21 protein-coding genes and 1 tRNA gene are annotated in these 21,137 nt (G+C 66.9%); 14 read left to right on the top strand and 8 right to left on the bottom strand.

The window, feature by feature from the left end; translation table 11 throughout:
- The 4 genes from ACW5IY_RS08735 to ACW5IY_RS08750 form a co-directional block, all read right to left on the bottom strand.
- Entirely contained in the window at positions 1–507 is a 507-nt protein-coding gene (locus ACW5IY_RS08735; RefSeq protein WP_049435109.1) for a hypothetical protein, read from the bottom strand.
- Positions 504–1,904, bottom strand: coding sequence for a PhoH family protein (locus tag ACW5IY_RS08740; RefSeq protein WP_049486960.1), 1,401 nt, complete (start codon positions 1,902–1,904; stop codon positions 504–506). Before ACW5IY_RS08740 ends, ACW5IY_RS08735 begins: the two co-directional genes overlap by 4 nt.
- Positions 1,905–1,988: 84 nt before the next feature.
- A complete protein-coding gene (locus ACW5IY_RS08745; RefSeq protein WP_049434212.1) occupies positions 1,989–2,468 on the bottom strand; it encodes a peroxiredoxin in 480 nt (159 codons plus the stop codon).
- A gap of 79 nt (positions 2,469–2,547) precedes the next feature.
- Positions 2,548–3,108, bottom strand: coding sequence for a glycine cleavage system transcriptional repressor (locus ACW5IY_RS08750; RefSeq protein WP_005409051.1), 561 nt, complete (start codon positions 3,106–3,108; stop codon positions 2,548–2,550).
- 164 nt (positions 3,109–3,272) lie between these two features.
- Between ACW5IY_RS08750 and dapA the strand changes: the two genes are divergently transcribed.
- Together dapA and ACW5IY_RS08760 are read left to right on the top strand one after the other, a co-directional pair.
- A complete protein-coding gene (dapA, locus tag ACW5IY_RS08755) occupies positions 3,273–4,166 on the top strand; it encodes a 4-hydroxy-tetrahydrodipicolinate synthase (protein ID WP_049434211.1) in 894 nt (297 codons plus the stop codon).
- Positions 4,167–4,198: 32 nt separating this feature from the next.
- A complete protein-coding gene (locus ACW5IY_RS08760; RefSeq protein ID WP_049410369.1) occupies positions 4,199–4,714 on the top strand; it encodes a hypothetical protein in 516 nt (171 codons plus the stop codon).
- Positions 4,715–4,866: 152 nt separating this feature from the next.
- Here ACW5IY_RS08760 and fdxA read toward each other — a convergent pair whose 3' ends face one another.
- Positions 4,867–5,190, bottom strand: coding sequence for a ferredoxin FdxA (fdxA, locus tag ACW5IY_RS08765; protein ID WP_004153066.1), 324 nt, complete (start codon positions 5,188–5,190; stop codon positions 4,867–4,869).
- Between the two features lie 191 nt (positions 5,191–5,381).
- On the opposite strand from fdxA, the gene ACW5IY_RS08770 reads away from it, so the two are divergent.
- Positions 5,382–6,806, top strand: a complete 1,425-nt coding sequence (locus ACW5IY_RS08770; RefSeq protein WP_049434209.1) for a sugar porter family MFS transporter — start codon at positions 5,382–5,384, stop codon at positions 6,804–6,806.
- 526 nt (positions 6,807–7,332) lie between these two features.
- On the opposite strand, the gene ACW5IY_RS08775 is transcribed toward ACW5IY_RS08770, so the two are convergent.
- Positions 7,333–7,407 (bottom strand) — tRNA-Glu (locus ACW5IY_RS08775).
- 52 nt (positions 7,408–7,459) lie between these two features.
- Between ACW5IY_RS08775 and pcnB the strand changes: the two genes are divergently transcribed.
- From pcnB to ACW5IY_RS08820, 9 genes are all read left to right on the top strand, one after another.
- Positions 7,460–8,839: a polynucleotide adenylyltransferase PcnB gene (gene pcnB, locus ACW5IY_RS08780; RefSeq protein WP_049434214.1), complete on the top strand. Its 1,380-nt coding sequence runs from the start codon at positions 7,460–7,462 to the stop codon at positions 8,837–8,839.
- Positions 8,840–8,842: 3 nt separating this feature from the next.
- On the top strand, positions 8,843–9,328 hold the full coding sequence (folK, locus tag ACW5IY_RS08785; protein WP_049434206.1) for a 2-amino-4-hydroxy-6-hydroxymethyldihydropteridine diphosphokinase: 486 nt from the start codon (positions 8,843–8,845) through the stop codon (positions 9,326–9,328).
- Positions 9,329–9,362: 34 nt separating this feature from the next.
- Positions 9,363–10,178 carry a 3-methyl-2-oxobutanoate hydroxymethyltransferase gene (gene panB, locus ACW5IY_RS08790; protein ID WP_004153072.1) on the top strand — a complete coding sequence of 272 codons (816 nt, stop codon included), beginning with the start codon at positions 9,363–9,365 and terminating at the stop codon, positions 10,176–10,178.
- Complete coding sequence (panC, locus tag ACW5IY_RS08795; protein ID WP_043402539.1) at positions 10,175–11,014, top strand: pantoate--beta-alanine ligase; 840 nt, start codon at positions 10,175–10,177, stop codon at positions 11,012–11,014. The genes panB and panC overlap by 4 nt, the downstream gene beginning before the upstream one ends.
- Before the next feature lie 66 nt (positions 11,015–11,080).
- Positions 11,081–11,578 (top strand): hypothetical protein, encoded by a 498-nt coding sequence (locus tag ACW5IY_RS08800; protein WP_049434204.1) that lies wholly within the window; start codon positions 11,081–11,083, stop codon positions 11,576–11,578.
- 87 nt (positions 11,579–11,665) lie between these two features.
- Positions 11,666–12,046, top strand: coding sequence for an aspartate 1-decarboxylase (gene panD, locus ACW5IY_RS08805; protein WP_005409061.1), 381 nt, complete (start codon positions 11,666–11,668; stop codon positions 12,044–12,046).
- On the top strand, positions 12,043–13,557 hold the full coding sequence (gene pgi, locus ACW5IY_RS08810) for a glucose-6-phosphate isomerase (RefSeq protein WP_049434203.1): 1,515 nt from the start codon (positions 12,043–12,045) through the stop codon (positions 13,555–13,557). Before panD ends, pgi begins: the two co-directional genes overlap by 4 nt.
- Positions 13,558–13,864: 307 nt before the next feature.
- The gene (locus ACW5IY_RS08815) at positions 13,865–14,071 is read left to right on the top strand and encodes a DUF6229 family protein (protein WP_010484314.1); all 207 of its coding nucleotides are present in this window, start codon (positions 13,865–13,867) and stop codon (positions 14,069–14,071) included.
- Positions 14,072–14,153: 82 nt separating this feature from the next.
- The gene (locus ACW5IY_RS08820; RefSeq protein ID WP_049434201.1) at positions 14,154–17,051 is read left to right on the top strand and encodes a type 2 lanthipeptide synthetase LanM family protein; all 2,898 of its coding nucleotides are present in this window, start codon (positions 14,154–14,156) and stop codon (positions 17,049–17,051) included.
- A gap of 21 nt (positions 17,052–17,072) precedes the next feature.
- Here the strand turns inward: ACW5IY_RS08820 and ACW5IY_RS08825 are convergent, their stop codons facing one another.
- Both ACW5IY_RS08825 and ACW5IY_RS08830 read right to left on the bottom strand, forming a co-directional pair.
- The gene (locus ACW5IY_RS08825; protein ID WP_012510702.1) at positions 17,073–17,642 is read right to left on the bottom strand and encodes a response regulator transcription factor; all 570 of its coding nucleotides are present in this window, start codon (positions 17,640–17,642) and stop codon (positions 17,073–17,075) included.
- A complete protein-coding gene (locus ACW5IY_RS08830; RefSeq protein ID WP_012510703.1) occupies positions 17,639–18,865 on the bottom strand; it encodes an ATP-binding protein in 1,227 nt (408 codons plus the stop codon). Before ACW5IY_RS08830 ends, ACW5IY_RS08825 begins: the two co-directional genes overlap by 4 nt.
- Before the next feature lie 114 nt (positions 18,866–18,979).
- Here ACW5IY_RS08830 and ispG point away from each other — a divergent pair, with 114 nt between their 5' ends.
- Complete coding sequence (gene ispG / locus ACW5IY_RS08835; RefSeq protein ID WP_049434198.1) at positions 18,980–20,245, top strand: flavodoxin-dependent (E)-4-hydroxy-3-methylbut-2-enyl-diphosphate synthase; 1,266 nt, start codon at positions 18,980–18,982, stop codon at positions 20,243–20,245.
- On the top strand, positions 20,226–20,975 hold the full coding sequence (locus ACW5IY_RS08840; RefSeq protein ID WP_049434197.1) for a phosphatase PAP2 family protein: 750 nt from the start codon (positions 20,226–20,228) through the stop codon (positions 20,973–20,975). The genes ispG and ACW5IY_RS08840 overlap by 20 nt, the downstream gene beginning before the upstream one ends.
- The last annotated feature ends 162 nt before the right edge of the window (positions 20,976–21,137 follow it).

Here is a 21,137-nt window from a genome sequence, read left to right on the forward strand (position 1 = left end):
TCAGGGCCCGCCGAAGCCGCCGTTGAACTGCAGCTCGCTGAAGGTGTTGCTGGCCGGGTCGAACACCGCGCCCCAGAATTGCGTGCCGCCGTCACAGACGCGGATCGCTTCCCGTGCCGGATTGATGCCGCTGTCGTCGGGCAGGTGGAAGGCGTTGATGTAGATCAGCCGCTTGCCGGCGCTTTCGATGCCGACGTACTGGCGGTCGAAGTCCAGCACCTTCGGTACCTGTGCCTCCAGCGACGACAGCCGCGCTTCCAGCTGGTCGATCTGCTGCCGGCTGGGCGCCCAGTAGCCGCTGACCCGCCCGGCCTCGCGGCCGGGGCTGGGCCGCGAGCAGGTGTCGAGCACCTGCGCGGCGATGATCGGGCGGGTGACCACCCAGGACTGGCCGGTACGTTCGGCGGTCGGCACGCTGGCCGGGCCGCGCGTGGTGGTGCAGGCGCCGAGCACGGCTGCGAGGGTGATCGCAGCCGTGGGCAGCAGCAGGCGGGTGCCGCGGTTCACAACACCTCCGAAGCGTAGTCGGCCAGGCGCGAGCGCTCGCCACGCCGCAGGGTGATGTGTGCGCTGTGCGGCCAGTTCTTGAAGCGATCCACCGCGTAGGTCAGGCCCGAGGTGGTCTCGGTCAGGTACGGGGTGTCGATCTGCTCGACGTTGCCCAGGCAGACGATCTTGGTGCCGGGGCCAGCACGGGTGATCAGCGTCTTCATCTGCTTCGGGGTGAGGTTCTGCGCCTCGTCCAGGATGAGGTAGCGCGACAGGAACGTGCGGCCGCGCATGAAGTTCATCGAGCGGATCTTGATGCGGCTGGCCAGCAGGTCGTTGGTGGCCTGGCGGCCCCAGGTGCCGCCTTCCTGGTTGTGCGTGAGCACTTCCAGGTTGTCGGTCAACGCGCCCATCCACGGCGTCATCTTCTCTTCCTCGGTGCCGGGCAGGAAACCGATGTCCTCGCCGACGCTGACCGTAGCGCGGGTCATGATGATCTCGCGGTAGCGCTGCTGGTCCATCGTCTGCGCCAGGCCAGCGGCCAGCGCCAGCAGGGTCTTGCCGGTGCCGGCGGTACCCAGCAGCGTGACGAAGTCGATCTCCGGGTCCATCAGTGCGTTGAGGGCAAAGTTCTGCTCGCGGTTGCGTGCGCTGATGCCCCACACGGCGTGGCTGCCGTGGCGGAAATCATCGACCAGCGACAACACCACCTTGCCGTCGCCGACCACGCGGCTGACGCGCAGCTCGACTTCATCTTCGCCCGGCAGGTAGACGTACTGGTTCGGGTACCACTCCTCGCCATCCTGCGCCTGGATTTCGTAATGCGTGCGGCCCTTGTCGCTCCAGCTGCGCAGGTCGTCGCCGTGGCGCTTCCAGAAGTCTTCCGGCAGCTCGGTGGCGCCGGTGTAAAGCAGGCTGAAATCGTCCAGCGCGCGGTCGTTCTCGTAGTCCTCGGACACGATGCCGGCGATGGCGGCCTTGATCCGCAGGTTGATGTCCTTGGAAACGAACACCACCGGCAGGTCCGGGGTTTCTTCCTTCAGCGCCAGGATCGCGCCGAGGATGGCATTGTCGGGAATGACCTTGCCAAAGCTCTTGCCCGCGTCGAAATGACTGGTCTGGAAGCGCAGCTTGCCGGCGCTCTGCTTGCCGCGCAGCTGCAGGCCATTGGGGCGCTGCAGCGGAATGCCGTCGGCCAGGTTGTCCAGGCCGGATTCCTGCACCAGCTCATTGAGGAAGCGGCTCACCTGGCGGGCGTTGCGGCTCGCCTCGGAGGTGCCCTTCTTGCCGTTGTCCAGCTCCTCGATCACCTGCATGGGCAGGTAGACGTCGTGCTCCTCGAATTTGAACAGCGCGGTGGGATCGTGCATCAGCACGTTGGTATCCAGCACGTAGATGCGCTTGCCTCGGGTCATCGTCGATTCCTGGTTACGGACAGGGAAAAACCACCACGGCCTGCTGCGGGGCAGGGTGATGGCAGACACAGTAGGCAGTGGGACTCACTTGGACTGGGAGGCCTTCAGTTCGGCGAGAACCGCATCGGCATGGCCGGCAACCTTGACCTTGCGCCAGGACTGCACGATGCGGCTGTCGGGGGAAATCAGGAAGGTGCTGCGTTCGATGCCACGTACCTGCTTGCCGTACATGTTCTTCATCCTGATCACGTCGAAGGCGCTGCACAGCGCTTCGTCGCCATCACTGACCAGCGGGAAGTTGAAGCCCTGCTTGGCACAGAAGTTGTCGTGCGACTTCACTGAGTCGCGCGAGACACCGAGTACCACCGCGCCTGCCTTCTTGAACTTCGGCAGCAGTGCGTTGAAGTCGATGCCTTCGGTGGTGCAGCCGGGGGTGCTGTCCTTGGGATAGAAGTACAGCACCAGCCAGTGGCCGGCGTAATCGCCGAGAGTGGCCTGTTCGCCACCGGACAGTGCCAGCGGCAGGGAGAGGGTGGTGCTGTCCAGGGTATCGCCGTTGTTCATGAGGTCCTTCTGTCGAGCCTGGGTTCTTTCTACGACAATTGCATGAAACGCCACGCGCCCGTGAGGGACGCGCGAAAAATCAGAACTTCATCGGATCCATGATCGCGTCCAGGTTCAGGTGGTCGCAGAATTCAAGGAAATCGTCGCGCAGTGCGGCGATGTGCATGTTGGCTGGTACGCCGATGGTGACCTGTGCACTGAACATTTCCGCGCCGGTCTGCATGGCGCGGTAACGCGTGCTCTGCAGGTTCTCGATGGTGATGCCCTGGCGGTCGAAGAAATCGGCCAGCTGGAACAGGATGCCCGGCTTGTCGGCGGCGATCACTTCGACGATGTACGGCAGCAGGTTGGACTGCGCCTGCTTGGCGGCGGTGCGGTACCAGACCAGCTTCAGGCCTTCCTCGCGTTCCAGCCGGGTCAGCATCGCCTCGAGCTTGGCCACCGAGTCCCAGGAGCCGGTGGCCAGGGCGGTGACCGAGACATCGCGGCCGACCGTGGCCAGGCGTGCGTCCACCAGATTGCAGCCGCTGTCGGCGATGCGGCGGGTGACGGACAGCAGGGGGGACTCCGGATGCGTCGTATAGGCGTTGATCAGGAGGTGGTTTTCGCTCGGCGCGGGGCGCGGGGTGGTGTCGGTCAAGGCGATTCCGGGTAATGCATGCGTTAGTCTGAATGCCCGCCAGAGGCGGGGATCCACCGGTGTCCAGCATACTTGCCCGTGCTTTCGCGCCGCAAGTAACATTCAAGTCGCCCCCGGCCTTTCGTGGCGGGCGTTTTCCCTTCCCAGCCAAGAGCAGCACGTCCTTGTCCCTTTCCGGCCTCATCACCGCGCTGGCGACCCCGTTCCGGGCCGACGGCGCCCTCGATCCCGACGGTTGGCAGCGCCTGCTGCACCTGCAACTGGAAGGTGGCGTCCATGGCGTTGTCGTTGCCGGCTCGACCGGCGAAGCGGCGACCCTCACCGATGCCGAGTACGACCTGCTGCTGGCCAGCGCGGTCGAGCGCATCGGCGGTCGCATCCCGGTCATGGCCGGAACCGGCCTTTCGGGCACCGCCAAGACCATCGAACAGACCCGTCGTGCCGCCGCGCTCGGCGCCAGCCACGCGCTGGTGGTCACCCCGCCTTACGTGCGGCCGACCCAGGCCGGTCTGATCGCGCACTACCGCGCGGTGGCCGACCAGGGCGGGCTGCCGGTCGTGCTGTACAACGTGCCTGGCCGCACCGGTTGCGACATGCAACCGGAGACCGTGGCCGAACTGGCCAGCCATCCCAACATCGTCGGCATCAAGGAGGCAGTGGGCGACACCGGCCGGGTGCAGGCGCTGCTGGCTCTGCGCAGCCCGCAGTTCGCCGTGCTCAGCGGTGACGACGGCACGGCGGCCCGGTCGATCCAGGCCGGCGTCGATGGTCTGATCTCGGTCGGTTCCAACGTGCTTCCGGGCGCCTACCGCCGGATGTGCGAACTGGCCGCCGCGCACGATCACGAAGCCACCGCGTCGTGGGATGCGCGCCTGCATCCGTTCCATGATTTCTGTGGTGTCGAACCGAACCCGATTCCGGTCAAGGCGCTGCTGCGCCGCATCGGCATCGGTCACGACCTGCGCCTGCCGCTGCTGCCCCTGTCGGCGCCGCATCATCCGGCGGCCGACCACCTTGCCGGCGACATCGCCGCCCTCGAAGCCCTTTCCAGCCACTGACCTTCCGTCTTGGTCTGACCCAGGAGATTCACATGCGTCAATCCGTATCCACCGTCCGCGTGCTGTCCTACGCCCTGCTTGCGGTGGCCGTTGCCGCCGGCACCACCGGCTGCTTCAAGCGTGGTGTCAAGGGCGACTACGCCCTGGCCCCGGAAATGCGTCCGCTGGAAGTGCCGCCGGACCTGAACCTGCCGACCACCACCGGTGACAACAAGGTGCCGACGCTGGCATCGGCGACCAAGCCGGCGGCCCCGGTGGCTGCGGCCCCGGCCGTGGGCAACACCGGTTTCACCATCGCCGGTGGCAAGGACGAAGCTTTCGCCAAGGTCGGCACCGCGCTGGAAGGCGTGGAAGGCGTGACCATCGCCAGCCGCGCGCAGCTGCTGGGCTCGTATGACGTGGCCTACGAAGGCAGCAACTTCCTGGTCCGCGTGGTCGCTGTCGATGCTGGGGCCTACATTTCCGCGGTCGATCCGCGTGGCCTGCCGGCCACTGCCGAAGCGCCGGTGAAGCTGATCGCCGCGCTGAAGGCGAAGCTGGCCCAGTAAGGGCTGGTCGGGTGGGTGCGGGCCTTGGTCCGCACCCGCTCTGGTAGAGGCCGACCTTGGTCGGCGCTTCTGTGCCAACCAAGGCTGGCACCTACCGAGAAGCAGAAAAGGGCGCCCGTGGGCGCCCTTTTCGTTACCGCCGTGGGCGCTTCTCAGCGCTCCAGCAGCTTCAGCTTGTCCGGCTTGCCGTCCCATTCGCCGGCGTCGGCGGGCGGGTCCTTGCGCACGGTCAGCACCGGCCACTCCTTCGCCAGTTCGGCGTTGAGGGCCACGAAACTTTCCTGGCCGGCAGGAACATCGTCCTCCGGGAAGATCGCGTTGACCGGGCATTCCGGTTCGCAGAGGGTGCAGTCGATGCACTCATCCGGGTCGATCACCAGGAAGTTCGGGCCTTCGTGGAAGCAATCCACGGGGCACACTTCCACGCAATCGGTGTGTTTGCACTTGATGCAGTTTTCGGTGACGACAAAGGGCATGGGCTGGGGGTGGATCGATTCCTGAACCCGCCAATTCTAGAACAGGTTGGCCCCCGGTGTCGGCGCGGGGCGGAAATCGGGCGTCTGGCAGGCGCGGCCGTGGCGTCATTGGCGGCAGGGGGAGGCCTGTGCGACGCTGCGGGTCAGCCGGCTGCGTCGGATGGCCGGCCCCCTTCCCAGCAGGATCGTCCATGTCCCCAGCCCAGCCCAACATCGCCTCCCATGGCGGTGAGAACACTGCATTCATCGTCCTGATCAGCTGCGTGGCCACCCTGGGTGGATTCCTGTTCGGCTTCGACAGTGGTGTCATCAATGGCACGGTCGATGGCCTGCGCCAGGCCTTCAACTCCAGCGAGGCGGCGCTCGGTTTCGAAGTCGCCTCGATGCTGCTCGGCTGCGCAATCGGTGCCTTCCTGGCCGGCTGGCTGGGAGATCGCCTGGGCCGTCGTGGCGTGCTGATCGCCTCGGCGCTGATGTTCCTGGTTTCGGCGCTGGGTGCCGGTGCCGCACACGCCTCCTGGTTGTTCATTGCCGCACGGGTGCTCGGCGGCTTCGCGGTGGGTGCGGCCAGTGTGATGTCGCCGGCCTACATTGCCGAGGTGGCCTCGGCGCGCTATCGCGGGCGTTTGGCCACGGTGCAGCAGATGGCGATCATCTGCGGCCTGTTCGCCGCCTTCCTCAGCAATTACCTGCTGGCCCGTGCCGCTGGGGCCTCGACCGAGCCGCTGTGGCTGGGCCATGAGGCCTGGCGCTGGATGTTCTGGATGCAGGCACTGCCGTCGGGGCTGTTCCTGCTGTTGTTGCTGGTGATACCGGAAAGCCCGCGCTTCCTGGCCCTGAAGGGGCGTCAGCAGCAGGCGAGGGCGGTACTGTCGCGGCTGTACGGCGAGGCCGCGGCGGCGGCCAAGCAGGCCGAGATCGAAGCCAGCCTGGCCCAGGACCAGCACAAGCCGCGCTTTGCCGACCTGCGCGACACGGTCAGCGGCAAGCTGCGGCCGATTCTGTGGGTGGGCATCGGTCTGGCCATGTTCCAGCAGCTGGTCGGCATCAACGTGGTGTTCTACTACGGCGCGGTGCTGTGGCAGGCGGTGGGCTTCTCGGAAAGCGACGCGCTGCTGATCAATGTGTTGTCCGGCGCGCTGAGCATCGGGGCCTGTCTGCTGACGGTGCTGTTGATCGACCGCATCGGGCGCAAGCCGCTGCTGTGGATCGGCTCGGTCGGCATGTCGGTGGCGCTGGTGCTGATGGTGGTTGCCTTCGCCAGTGGCAGCCTGGCCGATGGTCGCCTGCAGCTGTCCGAGGGCATGGGCCGGCTGGCGCTGGTCGCGGCCAACGTCTACGTGGTGTTCTTCAATATGTCCTGGGGACCGGTGATGTGGGTGATGCTGGGCGAGATGTTCCCCAATCAGATCCGTGGTCCGGCGCTGGCGGTGGCCGGCGCCGCGCAATGGACCTCGAACTTCGCGATCACCGTGACCTTCCCGATGCTGCTGGCCGGCATCGGCCTGGCCGGCGCCTACGGCATCTACGCCGTCGTAGCGATCTTCTCGATTGTCTTCGTGGTCCGCTACGTACGCGAGACCAAAGGCAAGGAGCTGGAGCAGATGGAAGGCTGATGGCGACTGGCTTCGGTTGCATCCCGTCGGCGCCTGCTTGTCCAGAGTGTGAGGGGCCAGGCCGCCCTCTCCAGGACACGCAAAAGCCCATCCATGGTGCTCGATGGCGCCATCCATGGCGCCAACGGTCCTGGAGAGGGCGGCCTGGCCCCTCTTGACAGTTTCATGGTGCGTGCGGATGCGGCGAGGCGCTGGTCAGTTGTTGCCGCAGCTCGTGGGAGACCGTCCAGAGTCGGTGGGGTCACCCAGGGCAGGACCGTTGGCGCCATGGGTCGGGCGCATGCGCCCGACGGGTTGGGCAGGAGCCCAACCCTGGTCTTGCCGAGTGCGCAGGACAGCGCACGCGAGCAAGGCGCCATCGAGCCCCCATGGATGGGTTCACGGCGTGTCCTGCCCTGGGTGACCCCACCGGCTCAAGTCGATAGCAGGGAGGCGCTACTGCGACCAAGCCGATCGATGCCATCACAACCCCGGAAAACAGAAAAGCCCGCACAAGGCGGGCTTTTTCGGTTCCTGCTGCGGCGACTGGCGCTCCCTAGGGGACTCGAACCCCTGTTTTAGCCTTGAGAGGGCCACGTCCTAACCACTAGACGAAGGGAGCGTAACTGTGTCGCTGCCGAGGCAGGAGCGCTAGTATATGCACCTCGATGCCATTGGGCAATCCCGAAACTTCAACCGGAAGCGCCAACATCATTTCCTCTGCTACATCACCGTTCAGCCTGCGCGTCATCCCGCGCGACCAGCACACGATCTCCCGCAAGGACATCAGCCCGAACGCCCTGCGCGTGCTTTATCGCCTGCGCGATGCCGGCTTCGGCGCCTACCTTGTCGGCGGCGCGGTGCGCGACCTGCTGGTCAATGGCCAACCCAAGGATTTCGACGTGGCCACCGACGCCACGCCCGAACAGGTCAAGCAGCTGTTCCGCAACTGCCGCCTGATCGGCCGCCGCTTCCGCCTCGCCCACGTCGTGTTCGGCCGCGAGATCATCGAAGTCGCCACCTTCCGCGCCAACAGCGATGACGGCAGCGGCGACCGCGAGATGGAAAACGGCATGCTCGTGCGCGACAACGTGTACGGCACCATCGAAGACGACGCCGTCCGCCGCGACTTCACCTGCAACGCCCTGTACTACGCCATCGAGGACTTCTCGGTGCGTGATTACACCGGCGGTTTCGAAGACGTCCAGGCGCGCCTGATGAAACTGATCGGCGACCCCGAGCAGCGTTATCGCGAAGATCCGGTGCGCATGCTGCGTGCGGTGCGCCTGGCGGCCAAGCTTGGCTTCCAGATCGAAGAGGGCACCGCCGCGCCGATCCCGCATCTGGCCGGCCTGCTCAACGAAGCCGCGCCGGCACGCCTGTTCGAGGAAGTGCTGAAGCTGTTCCTGTCCGGGCACGGCGTGGCCAGCTTCGAAGGCCTGGAGCGCTACGGCCTGCTCGACGTACTGTTCCCGGAAAGCGCCAAGGCATTGAAGTCCAACCGCACCGGCGCGCTGCGCCGCATGCTGGTCGAGGGCCTGGCCAACACCGATGCGCGCGTGGCCAACGACGAGCCGGTCTCGCCGGCGTTCCTGTTCGCGCTGCTGCTGTGGCCGGCGTTCTGCCGCGCGCAGGCGACCCTGCTCAAGCAGGGCGTGGCACCGGAGGAGGCACAGCGCCGTGCTGCCGACCGTGTGACCGTGCAGCAGCTGAGCACCATCGCGCTGCCGCGCCGCTTCTCGCTGCCGATGCAGGAGATCTGGCTGCTGCAGTCGCGTTTCGGCTCGCGCCAGCGCAAGCGTGTATTCCGTACCCTGACTCATCCGCGTTTCCGCGCCGCGTTCGACTTCCTCAGCCTGCGTCAGGTGGCCTCGGCCGAGCACGCCGCCGATGTCGAGTTCTGGCGCGAGGCACAGGCGCAGTCCGGCCGCGAGCTGGAATCGTCGCTGGACGTGATGCACAGCGAAGAGGGTGATGACGAGAGCGGGGCACCGCGCAAGCGCCGCCGTCGCCGCCGTCGTCCGGGCGCCCCGGCCGGTGCGGCTGGCGAGTAAACGATGACTCTTGCCTGGATCGGCCTCGGCGCCAACCTTGGCGACGCGGCCGCGACCGTGGGCGCGGCGATTGCCGCGCTCGACGGGCTGCCCGGTACCCGCCTGCGCCAGGCCTCGCGGCTTTATGCCACGCCGGCCTGGGGCAATGAAGACCAGCCGCCGTTCGTCAACGCGGTGGCCTCGGTCGAAACCACATTGCCGGCCGATGAGCTGCTGCAGGCGATGCTTGCGCTGGAGCAGGGTTTTGGCCGCGTGCGCGACCCCGCGATGCACTGGGGCCCGCGCGCGCTGGACCTGGACCTGCTGCTGTACGGCGCGCAGGTACTCGATCAGCCCGGCCTGCAGGTGCCGCATCCTTACCTGCACGAGCGTGCCTTCGTGTTGGTGCCGCTGGCCGAAATCGCGCCGGATCTGGCCATTCCCGGCCATGGCCGCGTGCAGGATGCAGTGATGCGGGTGGATGCCTGCGGGATCGCGCCGATAGGGTGATAATGCCCGGGTTATCTCCCCCGGTTATCAGCACATGAGCACCCACGCAGACAGCAAGCCCTGGACCGTTCCCGCCTTGGCCGAGGCCAAGCGCAATGGCCAGAAGCTGGTCATGTTGACCGCCTACGACGCCGGCTTTGCCCGTACCTTCGATGCCAATGGCGTCGACCTGATCCTGATCGGCGATTCGCTGGGCATGGTCGTGCAGGGCCATGATTCGACCCTGCCGGTGACCGTGGCCGACATGGTCTACCACACCCGCGCCGTAGCCCGTGTGCTGCAGCGTGCGCTGCTGGTGGCCGACCTGCCGTTCGGTGCCGATGCCACCCCGGAACGCGCGCTGGATGCATCGCTGCAGCTGCTGCAGGCCGGTGCCGAGATGGTCAAGATCGAAGGTGCCGGCTTCAAGGTCGACATCATCCGTTACCTGGTCGAGCGTGAGATTCCGGTCTGCGCTCACCTGGGCCTGACCCCGCAGTCGGTGCTGCGCCTGGGCGGCTTCAAGATCCAGGGCCGTGGCGATGCCGCGCGCCAGCTGGTGGAAGATGCCAGGGCCGTGGCCGCTGCCGGCGCCAGCATCATGGTGCTCGAATGCGTGCCGACCCCGGTCGCCGCCGAAGTGACCGCGGCGGTGGATGTTCCGACCATCGGCATCGGTGCCGGCCCGCAGTGCGACGGCCAGGTGCTGGTGCTGCACGATTTCCTCGGCCTGGACAGTGGCCATCGCCGTCCCAAGTTCGTCAAGGATTTCCTTGCCGAAGGCGGTTCGGTGGCCGGTGCCACCCGCGCCTATGCCGACGCCGTGCGCGACGGCAGCTTCCCCGACGAACAGCACGCCTACGCCCAATGATCCAGACCTTCAACGAGCTCGGCGCGCTGCGCGAGCAGATCGCCCAGTGGAAGCGCGAGGGCCTGCGCGTGGCGCTGGTGCCGACCATGGGCAACCTGCATGGTGGCCACCATTCGCTGGTGACCCTGGCCCGCCAGTACGCCGACAAGGTGGTGACGAGTATCTTCGTCAACCCGACCCAGTTCGGGCCGAACGAGGACTTCAGCCGCTACCCGCGCACGCCCGAGGCTGACGTGGCCGGGCTGGAGCAGGCCGGCTGCGATGCGGTGTGGCTGCCCAGCGTCGAGGCGATGTATCCGCTGGGCGTGGACAAGACCACGCAGATGCACGCGCCGGGTGTCAGTGAAGTGCTGGAAGGCGCCAGCCGCCCGGGCCACTTCGACGGCGTGTGCACGGTGGTGGCGCGCCTGTTCCTGCAGGTGCAGCCGGATGTGGCCGTGTTCGGCCGCAAGGATTACCAGCAGCTGGCCGTGATCAGGCAGATGGTGGCCGAGCTGTCGTTCCCGATCCAGATCGTCGGTGCCGAGATCGTGCGCGACGAGGATGGCCTGGCCAAGAGTTCGCGCAACCAGTACCTCAACGCCGAACAGCGACCGGTTGCGACGACCATTCACCGCACGCTGCTGGGCATGCGCGAAGGCTACGTGGCCGGGCACACGCGGGTGCAGATCGAGGCCGACGCCACGGCTGCGCTGCAGGCGGCCGGTTTCCAGGTCGACTACGCCGTGCTGCGCACGCCCGAGCTGGCCGAGCCGACCTTCGACGGCGGTGGCCGCGTGGCGCTGATCGCCGCGCGCCTGGGCACAACGCGCCTGATTGACAACCTGGAGTTCTGAGCCGCACGCGGCTTGGGGGCGCCCGCAACGGGCGCCTCTGCACTTCCCACGGACGGGAGACCCGAAATGAAAGCCCCCAGCACTGATACCGGCCGCCTCGCCCAGGCCTCGATCCTGGCGGTGCTGGCGGCAGGCATGTTGCCGGCCCAGCTGTTTGGCGGCCTGTTGTTCGCGCTCGAATTCAGGCGTACGCCGATGCCTGCGCTCACCGGTGGTGGGCTGATGTTCGTGCTGGCCGTCTGCAATGCCATCGCGGTGTTGCTGCCGATGGCGCTGATCCTGCAGTCTCAGCAGCGCCTGCGCCGGGCCGGCTTCGTGCTGGTCGGCTTCGGGCTGGGCGCGCTGGCCATGGCCACCTGCGCCTGGCCGGGAGAAAACCAGGGGCCCTGGCTGCAGCGCCTGCGCTACGTCGATACCTTCGATGTGATCAGCTATGCCTTGCAGGTGCTGGCCGCGGGCGGCTTCGGGCTGGTCGCCGGGATGGCCTTCCATACGGTGTTCCGGCTGTCTCTGGAAGGCAGTTCCGGGCACGCAGCGCCGCCGCCGCCGGGGGAGGGCACCTGAACAGCCTTCAGCGTCCTGCTGCAGCCCCCTGACGATGGCCAGGCGGGTGCTAGAATCCGCTCTTTCCTTTGCCGTTGCAGCGCCCCCATGCACCTGTCCCTGCTCAAGACCAAGATCCACCGCGCCACCGTCACCCATTCCGAGCTGAACTACGAAGGCTCGATCGCCATCGATGACAACCTGCTGGCTGCCACCGGCATCCGCGAGTTCGAACAGGTGCACATCTGGGACGTGACCAACGGTGCGCGCTTCTCGACCTATGCCATCCGCGCCGAAGCCGGCAGCGGCGTTGTCTCGCTCAACGGTGGCGCCGCGCGCCACGTGCAGGTCGGTGACATCATCATCATCGCCGCGTTCGCCAGCATGACCGAGCAGGAAGCTGACAGCTTCAAGCCGAAGCTGGTGTACGTTGATGGCAAGAACCAGATCACCCACACCAACGACACGATCCCGACCCAGGCCGCATGACAACGAACAACGGATTCGACTCGCTGCATTCCCACGCCCAGCGCCTGAAGGGCGCAAGCATCCCCAGCCTGCTCGCCGCCGAACCCGGCCGCGTGCAGGACCTGGCGCTGCGGGTCGGTCCGTTGTACGTCAACTTCGCCCGGCAGAAATACGATGCCGCGGCACTGCAGGCATTGCTGGCTTTGGCCGCCGACCGTGATGTCGGCGGTGCCATCATCCGCCTGTTCCGTGGTGAGCAGGTCAATCTGACCGAAGGTCGCGCCGCACTGCACACCGCACTGCGTGGCGACGTGGTCGATGCGCCGGTGGCGGCCGAGGCCTATGCCACCGCGCGCACGATCCGCCAGCGCATGGGCGTGCTGGTGCGCGCGCTGGAAGACAGTGGCGTGACCGACGTGGTCAGCGTCGGCATCGGCGGTTCCGATCTCGGTCCGCGCCTGGTCGCCGATGCACTGCGCCCGGTCAGCGGTGCGCGACTGCGCGTGCATTTCGTGTCGAACGTGGACGGCGCCGCCATGCAGCGCACGCTGGCTACGCTGGATCCGGCGAAGACCGCCGGCATCCTGATCTCCAAGACCTTCGGCACGCAGGAAACCCTGCTCAACGGCCAGATCCTGCACGACTGGCTGGGTGGCAGCGAGCGTCTGTATGCAGTCAGTGCCAATCCGGAACGTGCCGCCAAGGCCTTCGCGATCGCCGCCGATCGCGTGCTGCCGATGTGGGACTGGGTGGGTGGCCGTTATTCGCTGTGGTCGGCGGTCGGTTTCCCGATCGCGCTGGCGATCGGCTTCGAGCGCTTTGAACAGTTGCTGGAAGGCGCGGCGCAGATGGATGCGCATGCGCTGGATGCACCGCTGGAGCGCAACCTGCCGGTGCTGCACGGCCTGACCGACATCTGGAACCGCAACCTGCTGGGCCATGCCACGCACGCGGTGATGACCTACGACCAGCGCCTGGCGCTGCTGCCGGCCTACCTGCAGCAGCTGGTGATGGAAAGCCTGGGCAAGCGCGTGCAGCGTGACGGCCAACCTGTCACCACCGACACCGTGCCGGTGTGGTGGGGCGGGGCGGGCACCGATGTGCAGCACAGCTTCTTCCAGGCGCTGCACCAGGGCACCAGCATCGTTCCGGCAGATTTCATCGGCTGCGTGCACAACGACGATCCCTACACGATCAATCATCAGGCCCTGCTGGCCAATCTGCTGGCGCAGACTGAAGCACTGGCCAATGGCCAGAGCAGCGACGACCCGCACCGTGATTACCCGGGCGGCCGCCCGAGCACACTGATCCTGCTCGACGCGCTGACCCCGCAGGCGCTGGGCGCACTGATCGCCATGTACGAACACGCTGTGTACGTGCAGTCGGTGATCTGGAACATCAATGCCTTCGACCAGTTCGGTGTCGAGCTTGGCAAGCAGCTGGCCAGTGGCCTGTTGCCGGCGCTGCAGGGTGAGGATGTGGCGATTGCCGATCCGATGACCCGCGAGATCCTGGCGCAGCTGAAGGGCTGACCCGGCCTGCGGATGTGCCGGCGCCGGCCGGCCATCCCATGTCTCTCCGCTTGCCTTCGATCCGGTCGCGCATGAATGTCTGCGCGGCCACTCATTCCGCGTCGTTTCCGTGCTGCGCATCCGCGTGCCTGCCGCAGCGCAGCTTGACTGTGCATCGCGTGCCAATGCAGTGTGCACGGGCGGCTGTACCTGTCATCCAGTATCGCTCGCAGCATGAAGTTGATGCCAGGGACTGGCCGTATCCGAAGGGACGTGGAATCGATCCATGTCCTCAACGCCTCATGTTGTGAATGACAGGAGATTGCGAATGGATCTGAATGACGATGTTGTGTCCGGCTGGCTCAATGGCTCGGACGATGTGGATGGGTGCGCCAACCCTGCGGGTTCGCTGTTCATCTACGGTGCGGCAGCCACCGAAGCGGCCCTCACCGGAGCTTCGGACACCATGATCACCGGGGGCACCAACGAGTGCACCACCACGGTATCGGTGATCAACCACTGCCTGTGTTGCTGATGTAACCCGAGCCGGCACGCAGAGGCATGCAGCTGCGTGCCGGCGACTGGAACAGACTTCCCGATACCTTGCAGGGGGCGTAATGACCGCTTCTCCGGCTGCGGCTGCGTTTGCGCGCATCACCGAACATTTCCTTGCCCACGCGCGCGCCGCGTTGGCGACTGGCCTGCATGACCCTGCCATTGCGCTGCAGCCCGGTGAGCGCGAACTGCTGCACGCGCAGGGCGATGCGGCACTGCGTGAGCATGCCCAGCTCAAGCTCAACCGCGTGCTGCTGCTGGAACTGCACGCTGCTGCACGAAGTGGTGACATCGGCCCGCTGGGCAGTGCTGGTGCGCTGGACGAATTCGTTGCCCTGGCCACCAGCGAGGGCTTCCGCACGCATCTGCAGCGACGCTATCCGGTGCTGCTGCCGCGCCTGACGCGCATGCTCGAAGGACAATGTGCTGCGGTGGTGGAGCTCGCTGTGCGCATCGGCAGTGATCGTGCGGCGCTGGCAGGGTTGCTGGGCGCGCCGGCGGGCACGCTGCATGCCGTTGCATTGGGACGGGGTGACCTGCATGGTGGCGGCCGGACTGTGGCACGGCTGCAGTTCGAAGGCGGCACGGTGATGTACAAGCCACGCTCATTGCGCATCGATGCGACGCTCGACGGCCTGTTGTCCACGCTCTTCGGTGACGGCCCTGACCGCGTATGCGTGCCGAAGGTGATTGATCGTGGCAGCCACGGCTGGGCCGCCTTCGCCGCGCACCGCTACTGTGCCGATGACGTTGAACTGCGTGCCTACTACCGCGGTCTTGGCCATTGGCTGGCGATCCTGCGCCTGGTGGGGGGCACCGACATCCATCTGGAGAACCTGATCGCGGTCGGGCCGGTGCCGGTTGTGGTCGACGCCGAAAGCGTGTTCTCCCGGGTAATCGAAATCGAGCCATCAGGACTTGGCGATGCGTACGACACCGCCGTCAAGCTGATGCGCAATTCAGTGCTGCGTACCGGAATCGTGCCGTTCCGTACTGCCGGCCTGGGCATGGAAGGCGTGGATCTGTCTGCAGCCGGCGCACTGCCGGGCGAGCAGCCGCGGGTGAAGGTGCCGGTGATTGTCGAGGGCGGGACGGAACCTGCCCGGTTGGGCATGGTCGAGGCCGAGGTCTCCGTTGCGCAGAATCATCCCAGCGCGCAGCCCGATGTGTCGTTGTACTGGGACCACATCAGCGAGGGCTTCATCGACGCCAGTGGGCGCCTGCGCGCGCTCGATGCGAAGGGCGAACTGATGCCACTCCTGGCGGCTTTCGAAGGCTGCCAGGTGCGCGACGTGCGGCGGCCGACAATGGCCTACGCCGAGCTCGGGCGGATGCTCTGGCATCCAGCCTCGCTGCACAACGAAGCCCAGGCGGTTGAACGCGCGATCGATCTGCTGGTGCGCAATGCGGCGGTGTCACCGGCTGCGCCATCGGACCTGGAAACCGTACGTGGCGAAGTGGACGACCTGCGCCACGGTGACATTCCGATCTTCACTTCGCAGCTGGACGCAGCGCGCATCCGCTCCATCGCCGACAACTGGCGTGCGATGCGCATCGACCTGGAAGACGTGACCATCCGCAGCACGCTGGTGGCCACCGACCTGAACCAGCATGCGCTGGCCCGCGCCGAGGCTCGATCCGGCTACAGCTATGCCGCGCAGCAGCCTCGCGCGGACGATCTGGACCTGCGCCGACGAACGCTTGCGGCACGCGCGGTGGAGAGCCTGCTGCGGCTGGCGGTGCACGGTGAAGACGGTTCGATGACCTGGATCACCCCCGAGGTGACCCGTACCGGATGGACCGTCCAGCCGGTGCAGCCCGACCTGTATTTCGGGCTGGGAGGTATTGCATTTGCATTGGCGGCTTACCACCGGGAAGTGGAGCAGGGGCGTGCCGACCCGGTAGCGGGGCTGGGCCCGGCCATCGATGGCGCCCTCGCGGTGTTCCAGACCATGTGTGAGCAGCACCCCGCCGAGATCGATGGTGGATTCGTCGGAACCGGTTCACAGATATGGACATTGCTGGCATTGCACGATTTGTTGCAGCGACCGGCGTTGCTGGCGCTGGCGGAGCGTTGTGCGGAAGCCGCGGAGCGTCGCGGCTTCCAGGAGGCGACAAAGTTCGAACTGATTGATGGCGTGTCCGGCATGATCCTGCCGTTGCTGTCGCTGGCCGGGGCTACCGGGAACGCACGCTGGCTGGAGCTGGCGGCCGCAGCGGGACGCCGCCTGCAGGAGGCTGCGATCGTCGACGCGGACGGCGCGCGCTGGTCGACGCCACAGTTCCGCGAGCCGATCGGTGGCTTTGGCCACGGCGCGATGGGCATGGGCTGGGCGCTGGCACGGCTGGCGCGTTCGGATGCCGGCAGCGTGCCTGAGCGCGCTGCCTGGCGGCAGTTGGCCGAAGGAGCATTTGCGTTCCAGGCGGCGCTGTTCGAGCCGCATACCGGGCACTGGCGTGACATCCACCTGCAGGATGGGCAGAAGAACTTCCCTACCTGGTGCCATGGCAGTGTTGGCATCGGGCTGGCGGCGGCGGATCTGTTTGCCCGCACCGGTGATCCCGCGCAGTTGCGTGACATGCGGCGGGCTGTGGCCGACGCGCGCGGCAAATGGGGGTTCAGCCACACCCTGTGCCACGGCGATGTGTCCACCCGGGAGCTGCTGGTGCTGGCGGCTGCGCTGGATCCGGAAGGATGTCCCTATCCGCAGGATGAGGCGGCCATCGAGATCGTTTCTTCGATCGAGGAGCACCGGGGCATGGTCGGCGGACTGACCCGCGCAGCCTTTACTCCGGGCCTGATGATCGGCCTGGCAGGTACGATCTATGGCTTCCTGCGCATGCATCCGGCCTGCGCGCTGCCGTCGCCGTTGCTGCAGGAGACGTCAGCGTCGCCGGTCGATGCGTCGGCGTCGCGTTCCAGCGCCGCGCAGGACCGAGCGGTGCTGGCCGAGGTCTGAGCCGGACGGGGCCGGTCGCGATCAACGGCTGGGATCGCGCTCCGGGCTCGGCCGCTTGGCCAGCTTGCGCTGCAGCGAACGCCGGTGCATGCCGAGCAGGCGCGCTGCCGCGGACACGTTGCCACCGGTCTCATGCATCGCCTGCTGGATGTGTTCCCACTGCAGGCGGCTGATCGGCGTCATCGCGTCCGGTACTTCCATTTCGCCATCGTCGGCCGGGCCGTCATCTTCCTCGCCGAGGGCGCGCAGGATCATCGGCACCGTGGCCGGCTTCGGCAGGTAGTCGTCGGCGCCGAGCTTGATCGCCTCCACGGCGGTGGCGATGCTGGCGTAGCCGGTCACCAGCAGGATGCGCATGTCCGCGCGCAGCGCGCGCAGTGGTTGGATCAGTGCCAGGCCGGAATCGCTGCCCAGCTTCAGGTCGATCAGTGCGAACGCCGGTGGATGCTGGCGGGCCAGTGCCAGTGCACTGGCGGCGTCCTGCGCGGTCTGGGTTTCCAGCCCCTTGCGGGCCAGGCTGCGCTGCAGGGTACGCAGGTACAGCTCGTCGTCGTCGACCAGCAGGCCCAGGGTGGAGTGGTGAAGGCTCATGGGGTGTCCTCGCGTGGGGCCAGCGGCAGGCGGAAGCCGACGCGGCTGCCGGCCCCCTGGGCCGGGCGCATCCACATCTCGCCGTCGAGGCGTTCGATGGTGGCATGGGACAGGGCCAGGCCGACGCCCATGCCCTCGCTTTTGCTGCTGCCGAACAGCTTGCCCGGCAGCACCGCGGCACGGGCGTCGAAGCCGTGGCCGTAGTCGCGGACTTCGCCGATCAGGTCGTCGCCTTCGATGCGCAGGTCCAGGTCCACGCGCGGCCGGCCGGCCTGTTCGCCGGCATCGGCGGCATTGTTGAGCAGGACCATCAGCAGATGGCCCACGCCCGGATCCAGCGGCAGCCGCAGCGGTGCATCGTCGTTGCGGTGCAGATCGATGGTCGGCCGCACCAGGCGCCACTGTTCCAGTACCTGCTGGGCACTGGAGTGGCTGCGCCCCGGTGCATCGGCCGAGGCCGGTGCGGCCAGCGCCAGCACGCGCTCGCGGCACTGCACCAGCAGCTCGCGCAGGGTTTCCATGTCTTCGCGGACTTCGGGCTCTTCGCTGCGCTCGGCGACGTCATCGGCGAGCAGGGTCATGGTCGCCAGCGGCGTGTTCAGTTCATGTGCCACCGAGGCGGCATGGGTGGCCAGGGCGACGATGCCCTCGTTGCGGGCGAAGCGTTCGCGCAGGGCCGACAGTTCCAGTTCGCGCTGGCGCAGCGCCAGTGCCAGGCGGGTGGAGAAGGTCAGTACGACCGCAGCGGAAATCAGGAAATTGGCGACCACGCCCCAGCGGTTGAGGTCCTGCGCGCGGAAATAGCCATCCGGCAGCGGCTGGCCGAAGATGCCGCTGGCGGCGTAGCCGAGCAGGCAGGCCAGCGCGACCGCCAGCGCCCATCGCAGGGGCAGGGCGAACGCGGCCAGCGCGATCAGGATCAGGAACAGCGAACTGAACGGGTTGGCCATGCCGCCGCTCCAGCCCACCATCCAGGTCAGGATGATCACGTCCACCAGGATGTGGCCGAATGCGGTCAGTGGCGCGGTGTCGGCTGCTTCCGGGCGCAGCTGGGTGTAGATGTTGAACAGGGTCAGCACGGCCACGCCGGCCCACAGCGGCAGCTGCGGCAATGGCAGGCCCAGCACCCAGGTGGCGACCAGGATGGTGGCGGCCTGGCCACCTACGGCAAGCCAGCGCAGGCTGCACAGGGTTCGGAGAAACGGGGCGTCGGGACCGGTCATTCACGCTCATCGTATGCGTTCACGCGTGACCGTGCCTGCGACAATCGGCCGCAGCCGTGCCGCCGGCTGAATGCGAGTCACCCGGAATGCGGGAGCGGGCGGTAGAATGCGCCCATGCACGACGCCGTCACCCGCCCGACTCCCCCCTCCGATGCCACCTCCTGGCCCCGCCGCCAGACCCACGCCGTGCAGATCGGCGGGGTCACCGTAGGTGGAGGCAAGCCGGTGGTGGTGCAGTCGATGACCAACACCGACACGTCCGACGTGGCCTCCAGCGTGAAGCAGGTGGCTGAGCTGTGGCGTGCAGGTTCGGAAATGGTGCGTTTGACCGTCAACACCGTTGAAGCCGCTGCGGCGATCCCGCGCATCGTCGACAAGCTGGCGATGATGGGCATCGACGTGCCGCTGATCGGTGACTTCCACTACAACGGCCACCAGCTGCTGACCGCCGAGCCGGCGTGTGCCGAAGCGCTGGCCAAGTACCGCATCAACCCGGGCAACGTCGGCTTCGGCAAGAAGAAGGACCTGCAGTTCGCCCAGTTGATCGAGTTCGCGATCCGCTACAACAAGCCGGTGCGCATCGGCGCCAACTGGGGCTCGCTGGACCAGGCCCTGGCGGCGAAGCTGATGGACGAGAACAACCTGCGCGAACAGCCCTGGGACGCCGGCCGTGTGCTGCGCGAGGCGCTGATCCGCTCGGCGCTGGATTCGGCCGAGCAGGCGGTGGAACTCGGCCTGCCGCGCGACCGCATCGTGCTGTCGGCCAAGGTCAGCGGCGTGCAGGAGCTGATCGCGGTGTATCGCGACCTGGCCCAGCGCTCGGATTTCGCCCTGCACCTGGGCCTGACCGAGGCCGGCATCGGCAGCAAGGGCATCGTCGCCTCGTCCGCGGCGCTGAGCGTGCTGCTGCAGGAAGGCATCGGAGACACGATCCGCATCTCGCTGACCCCGGAACCGGGCCAGTCGCGCACGCAGGAAGTGATCGTCGCCCAGGAACTGCTGCAGACCACCGGCCAGCGTGCCTTCACGCCACTGGTCACGGCCTGCCCGGGCTGCGGCCGCACTACCTCCGAGTTCTTCCAGGAGCTGGCCAAGGTGGTGCAGAACCACGTGCGCGAGAAGATGCCGCTGTGGAAGATCCACCACCCGGGTGCAGAGAACATGACCCTGGCGGTGATGGGCTGCATCGTCAACGGGCCGGGTGAGTCGCGCCATGCCAACATCGGCATCTCGTTGCCGGGCACGGGTGAAACGCCTGCAGCGCCGGTATTCGTCGATGGCGAGAAGAAGGTGACCCTGCGTGGCGACAACATCGCCCAGGAGTTCGTCGCCCTGATCGACGATTACGTCGAACAAAAGTATGTCCGAAGCGCCGGATAAGCCTGCGATCCTCGCTGCACCGGAGTCCGCCTCCGGCTTCCGCCACTGGATGGCGCGCAACGCCTGGCGCCTGGTCCTGCTGTTCGGCGGTGTGCTGCTGCCGTTGGCCGGCTTCGTCGCCCTGGCTGACGAGGTGCACGAGTTTGAATCGTTCCATTTCGACGCGCCGCTGCTGTGGCAGATGCATGGCCTGCATTCGCCGCTGCTGGACCGCTTCTTCGTGCTCATTTCAAAACTGGGCTACGAATGGTTCCTGATCCCGGCCGACGTGCTGATCATCGGCGCGCTGCTGGGCTACCGGCGTTGGCGCGAGGCCACCTTCGTGGCGGTCAGCTTCGTCGGCTCGGCGCTGCTGAACATGGGCAGCAAGCACTTCTTCCAGCGCCAGCGCCCCAGCCTGTGGGAATCGATCGCGCCGGAATCGACGTTCAGCTTCCCCAGCGGCCACGCGATGGGCTCGATGACCCTGGCGGTGACCCTGGTGCTGCTGGCCTGGAACACCCGCTGGCGCTGGCCGGTCCTGATGCTGGCACCCGCGTTCAGCCTGCTGGTCAGCGTGTCCCGGGTCTATCTGGGGGTGCATTACCCCTCCGACATCCTGGCCGGATGGTGTGCCGCGCTGGTTTGGGTGGTAGGGTGCTATCTGGTCATGTTCAGTCGCCGGCACCCTTGGCGACGTCACGGCCCGCCGCCAGCGAAGGCCAGCGAAGCATCATCACAGGGGGATTGACGTGGATGGCCCTTGAGGGACGTCTACGTGATAGATCAGTTGTTTCGTTGCAGCAGGTTCTGCAAGACAGGGGGCAAGCACAACGCGCGGTACTGTGATGCGCAAGGCAGATTGCCGGGGTCGCATTCCGAACGCGCTTGCAGGGGTATCGGCACCCCACCT

This window comes from Stenotrophomonas sp. C-A (genome assembly GCF_054030835.1).

Coding starts and splice junctions, on each gene's coding strand:
- panC (WP_043402539.1), top strand. CDS start 10,175: ATGATCCAGACCTTCAACGAGCTCGGCGCGCTGCGCGAGCAGATCGCC.
- fdxA (WP_004153066.1), bottom strand. CDS start 5,190: ATGCCCTTTGTCGTCACCGAAAACTGCATCAAGTGCAAACACACCGAT.
- ACW5IY_RS08800 (WP_049434204.1), top strand. CDS start 11,081: ATGAAAGCCCCCAGCACTGATACCGGCCGCCTCGCCCAGGCCTCGATC.
- pgi (WP_049434203.1), top strand. CDS start 12,043: ATGACAACGAACAACGGATTCGACTCGCTGCATTCCCACGCCCAGCGC.
- ACW5IY_RS08760 (WP_049410369.1), top strand. CDS start 4,199: ATGCGTCAATCCGTATCCACCGTCCGCGTGCTGTCCTACGCCCTGCTT.
- ACW5IY_RS08745 (WP_049434212.1), bottom strand. CDS start 2,468: ATGAACAACGGCGATACCCTGGACAGCACCACCCTCTCCCTGCCGCTG.
- ACW5IY_RS08825 (WP_012510702.1), bottom strand. CDS start 17,642: ATGAGCCTTCACCACTCCACCCTGGGCCTGCTGGTCGACGACGACGAG.
- ACW5IY_RS08840 (WP_049434197.1), top strand. CDS start 20,226: ATGTCCGAAGCGCCGGATAAGCCTGCGATCCTCGCTGCACCGGAGTCC.
- ACW5IY_RS08740 (WP_049486960.1), bottom strand. CDS start 1,904: ATGACCCGAGGCAAGCGCATCTACGTGCTGGATACCAACGTGCTGATG.
- ispG (WP_049434198.1), top strand. CDS start 18,980: ATGCACGACGCCGTCACCCGCCCGACTCCCCCCTCCGATGCCACCTCC.
- panD (WP_005409061.1), top strand. CDS start 11,666: ATGCACCTGTCCCTGCTCAAGACCAAGATCCACCGCGCCACCGTCACC.
- ACW5IY_RS08830 (WP_012510703.1), bottom strand. CDS start 18,865: ATGACCGGTCCCGACGCCCCGTTTCTCCGAACCCTGTGCAGCCTGCGC.
- panB (WP_004153072.1), top strand. CDS start 9,363: ATGAGCACCCACGCAGACAGCAAGCCCTGGACCGTTCCCGCCTTGGCC.
- ACW5IY_RS08820 (WP_049434201.1), top strand. CDS start 14,154: ATGACCGCTTCTCCGGCTGCGGCTGCGTTTGCGCGCATCACCGAACAT.
- ACW5IY_RS08815 (WP_010484314.1), top strand. CDS start 13,865: ATGGATCTGAATGACGATGTTGTGTCCGGCTGGCTCAATGGCTCGGAC.
- folK (WP_049434206.1), top strand. CDS start 8,843: ATGACTCTTGCCTGGATCGGCCTCGGCGCCAACCTTGGCGACGCGGCC.
- ACW5IY_RS08770 (WP_049434209.1), top strand. CDS start 5,382: ATGTCCCCAGCCCAGCCCAACATCGCCTCCCATGGCGGTGAGAACACT.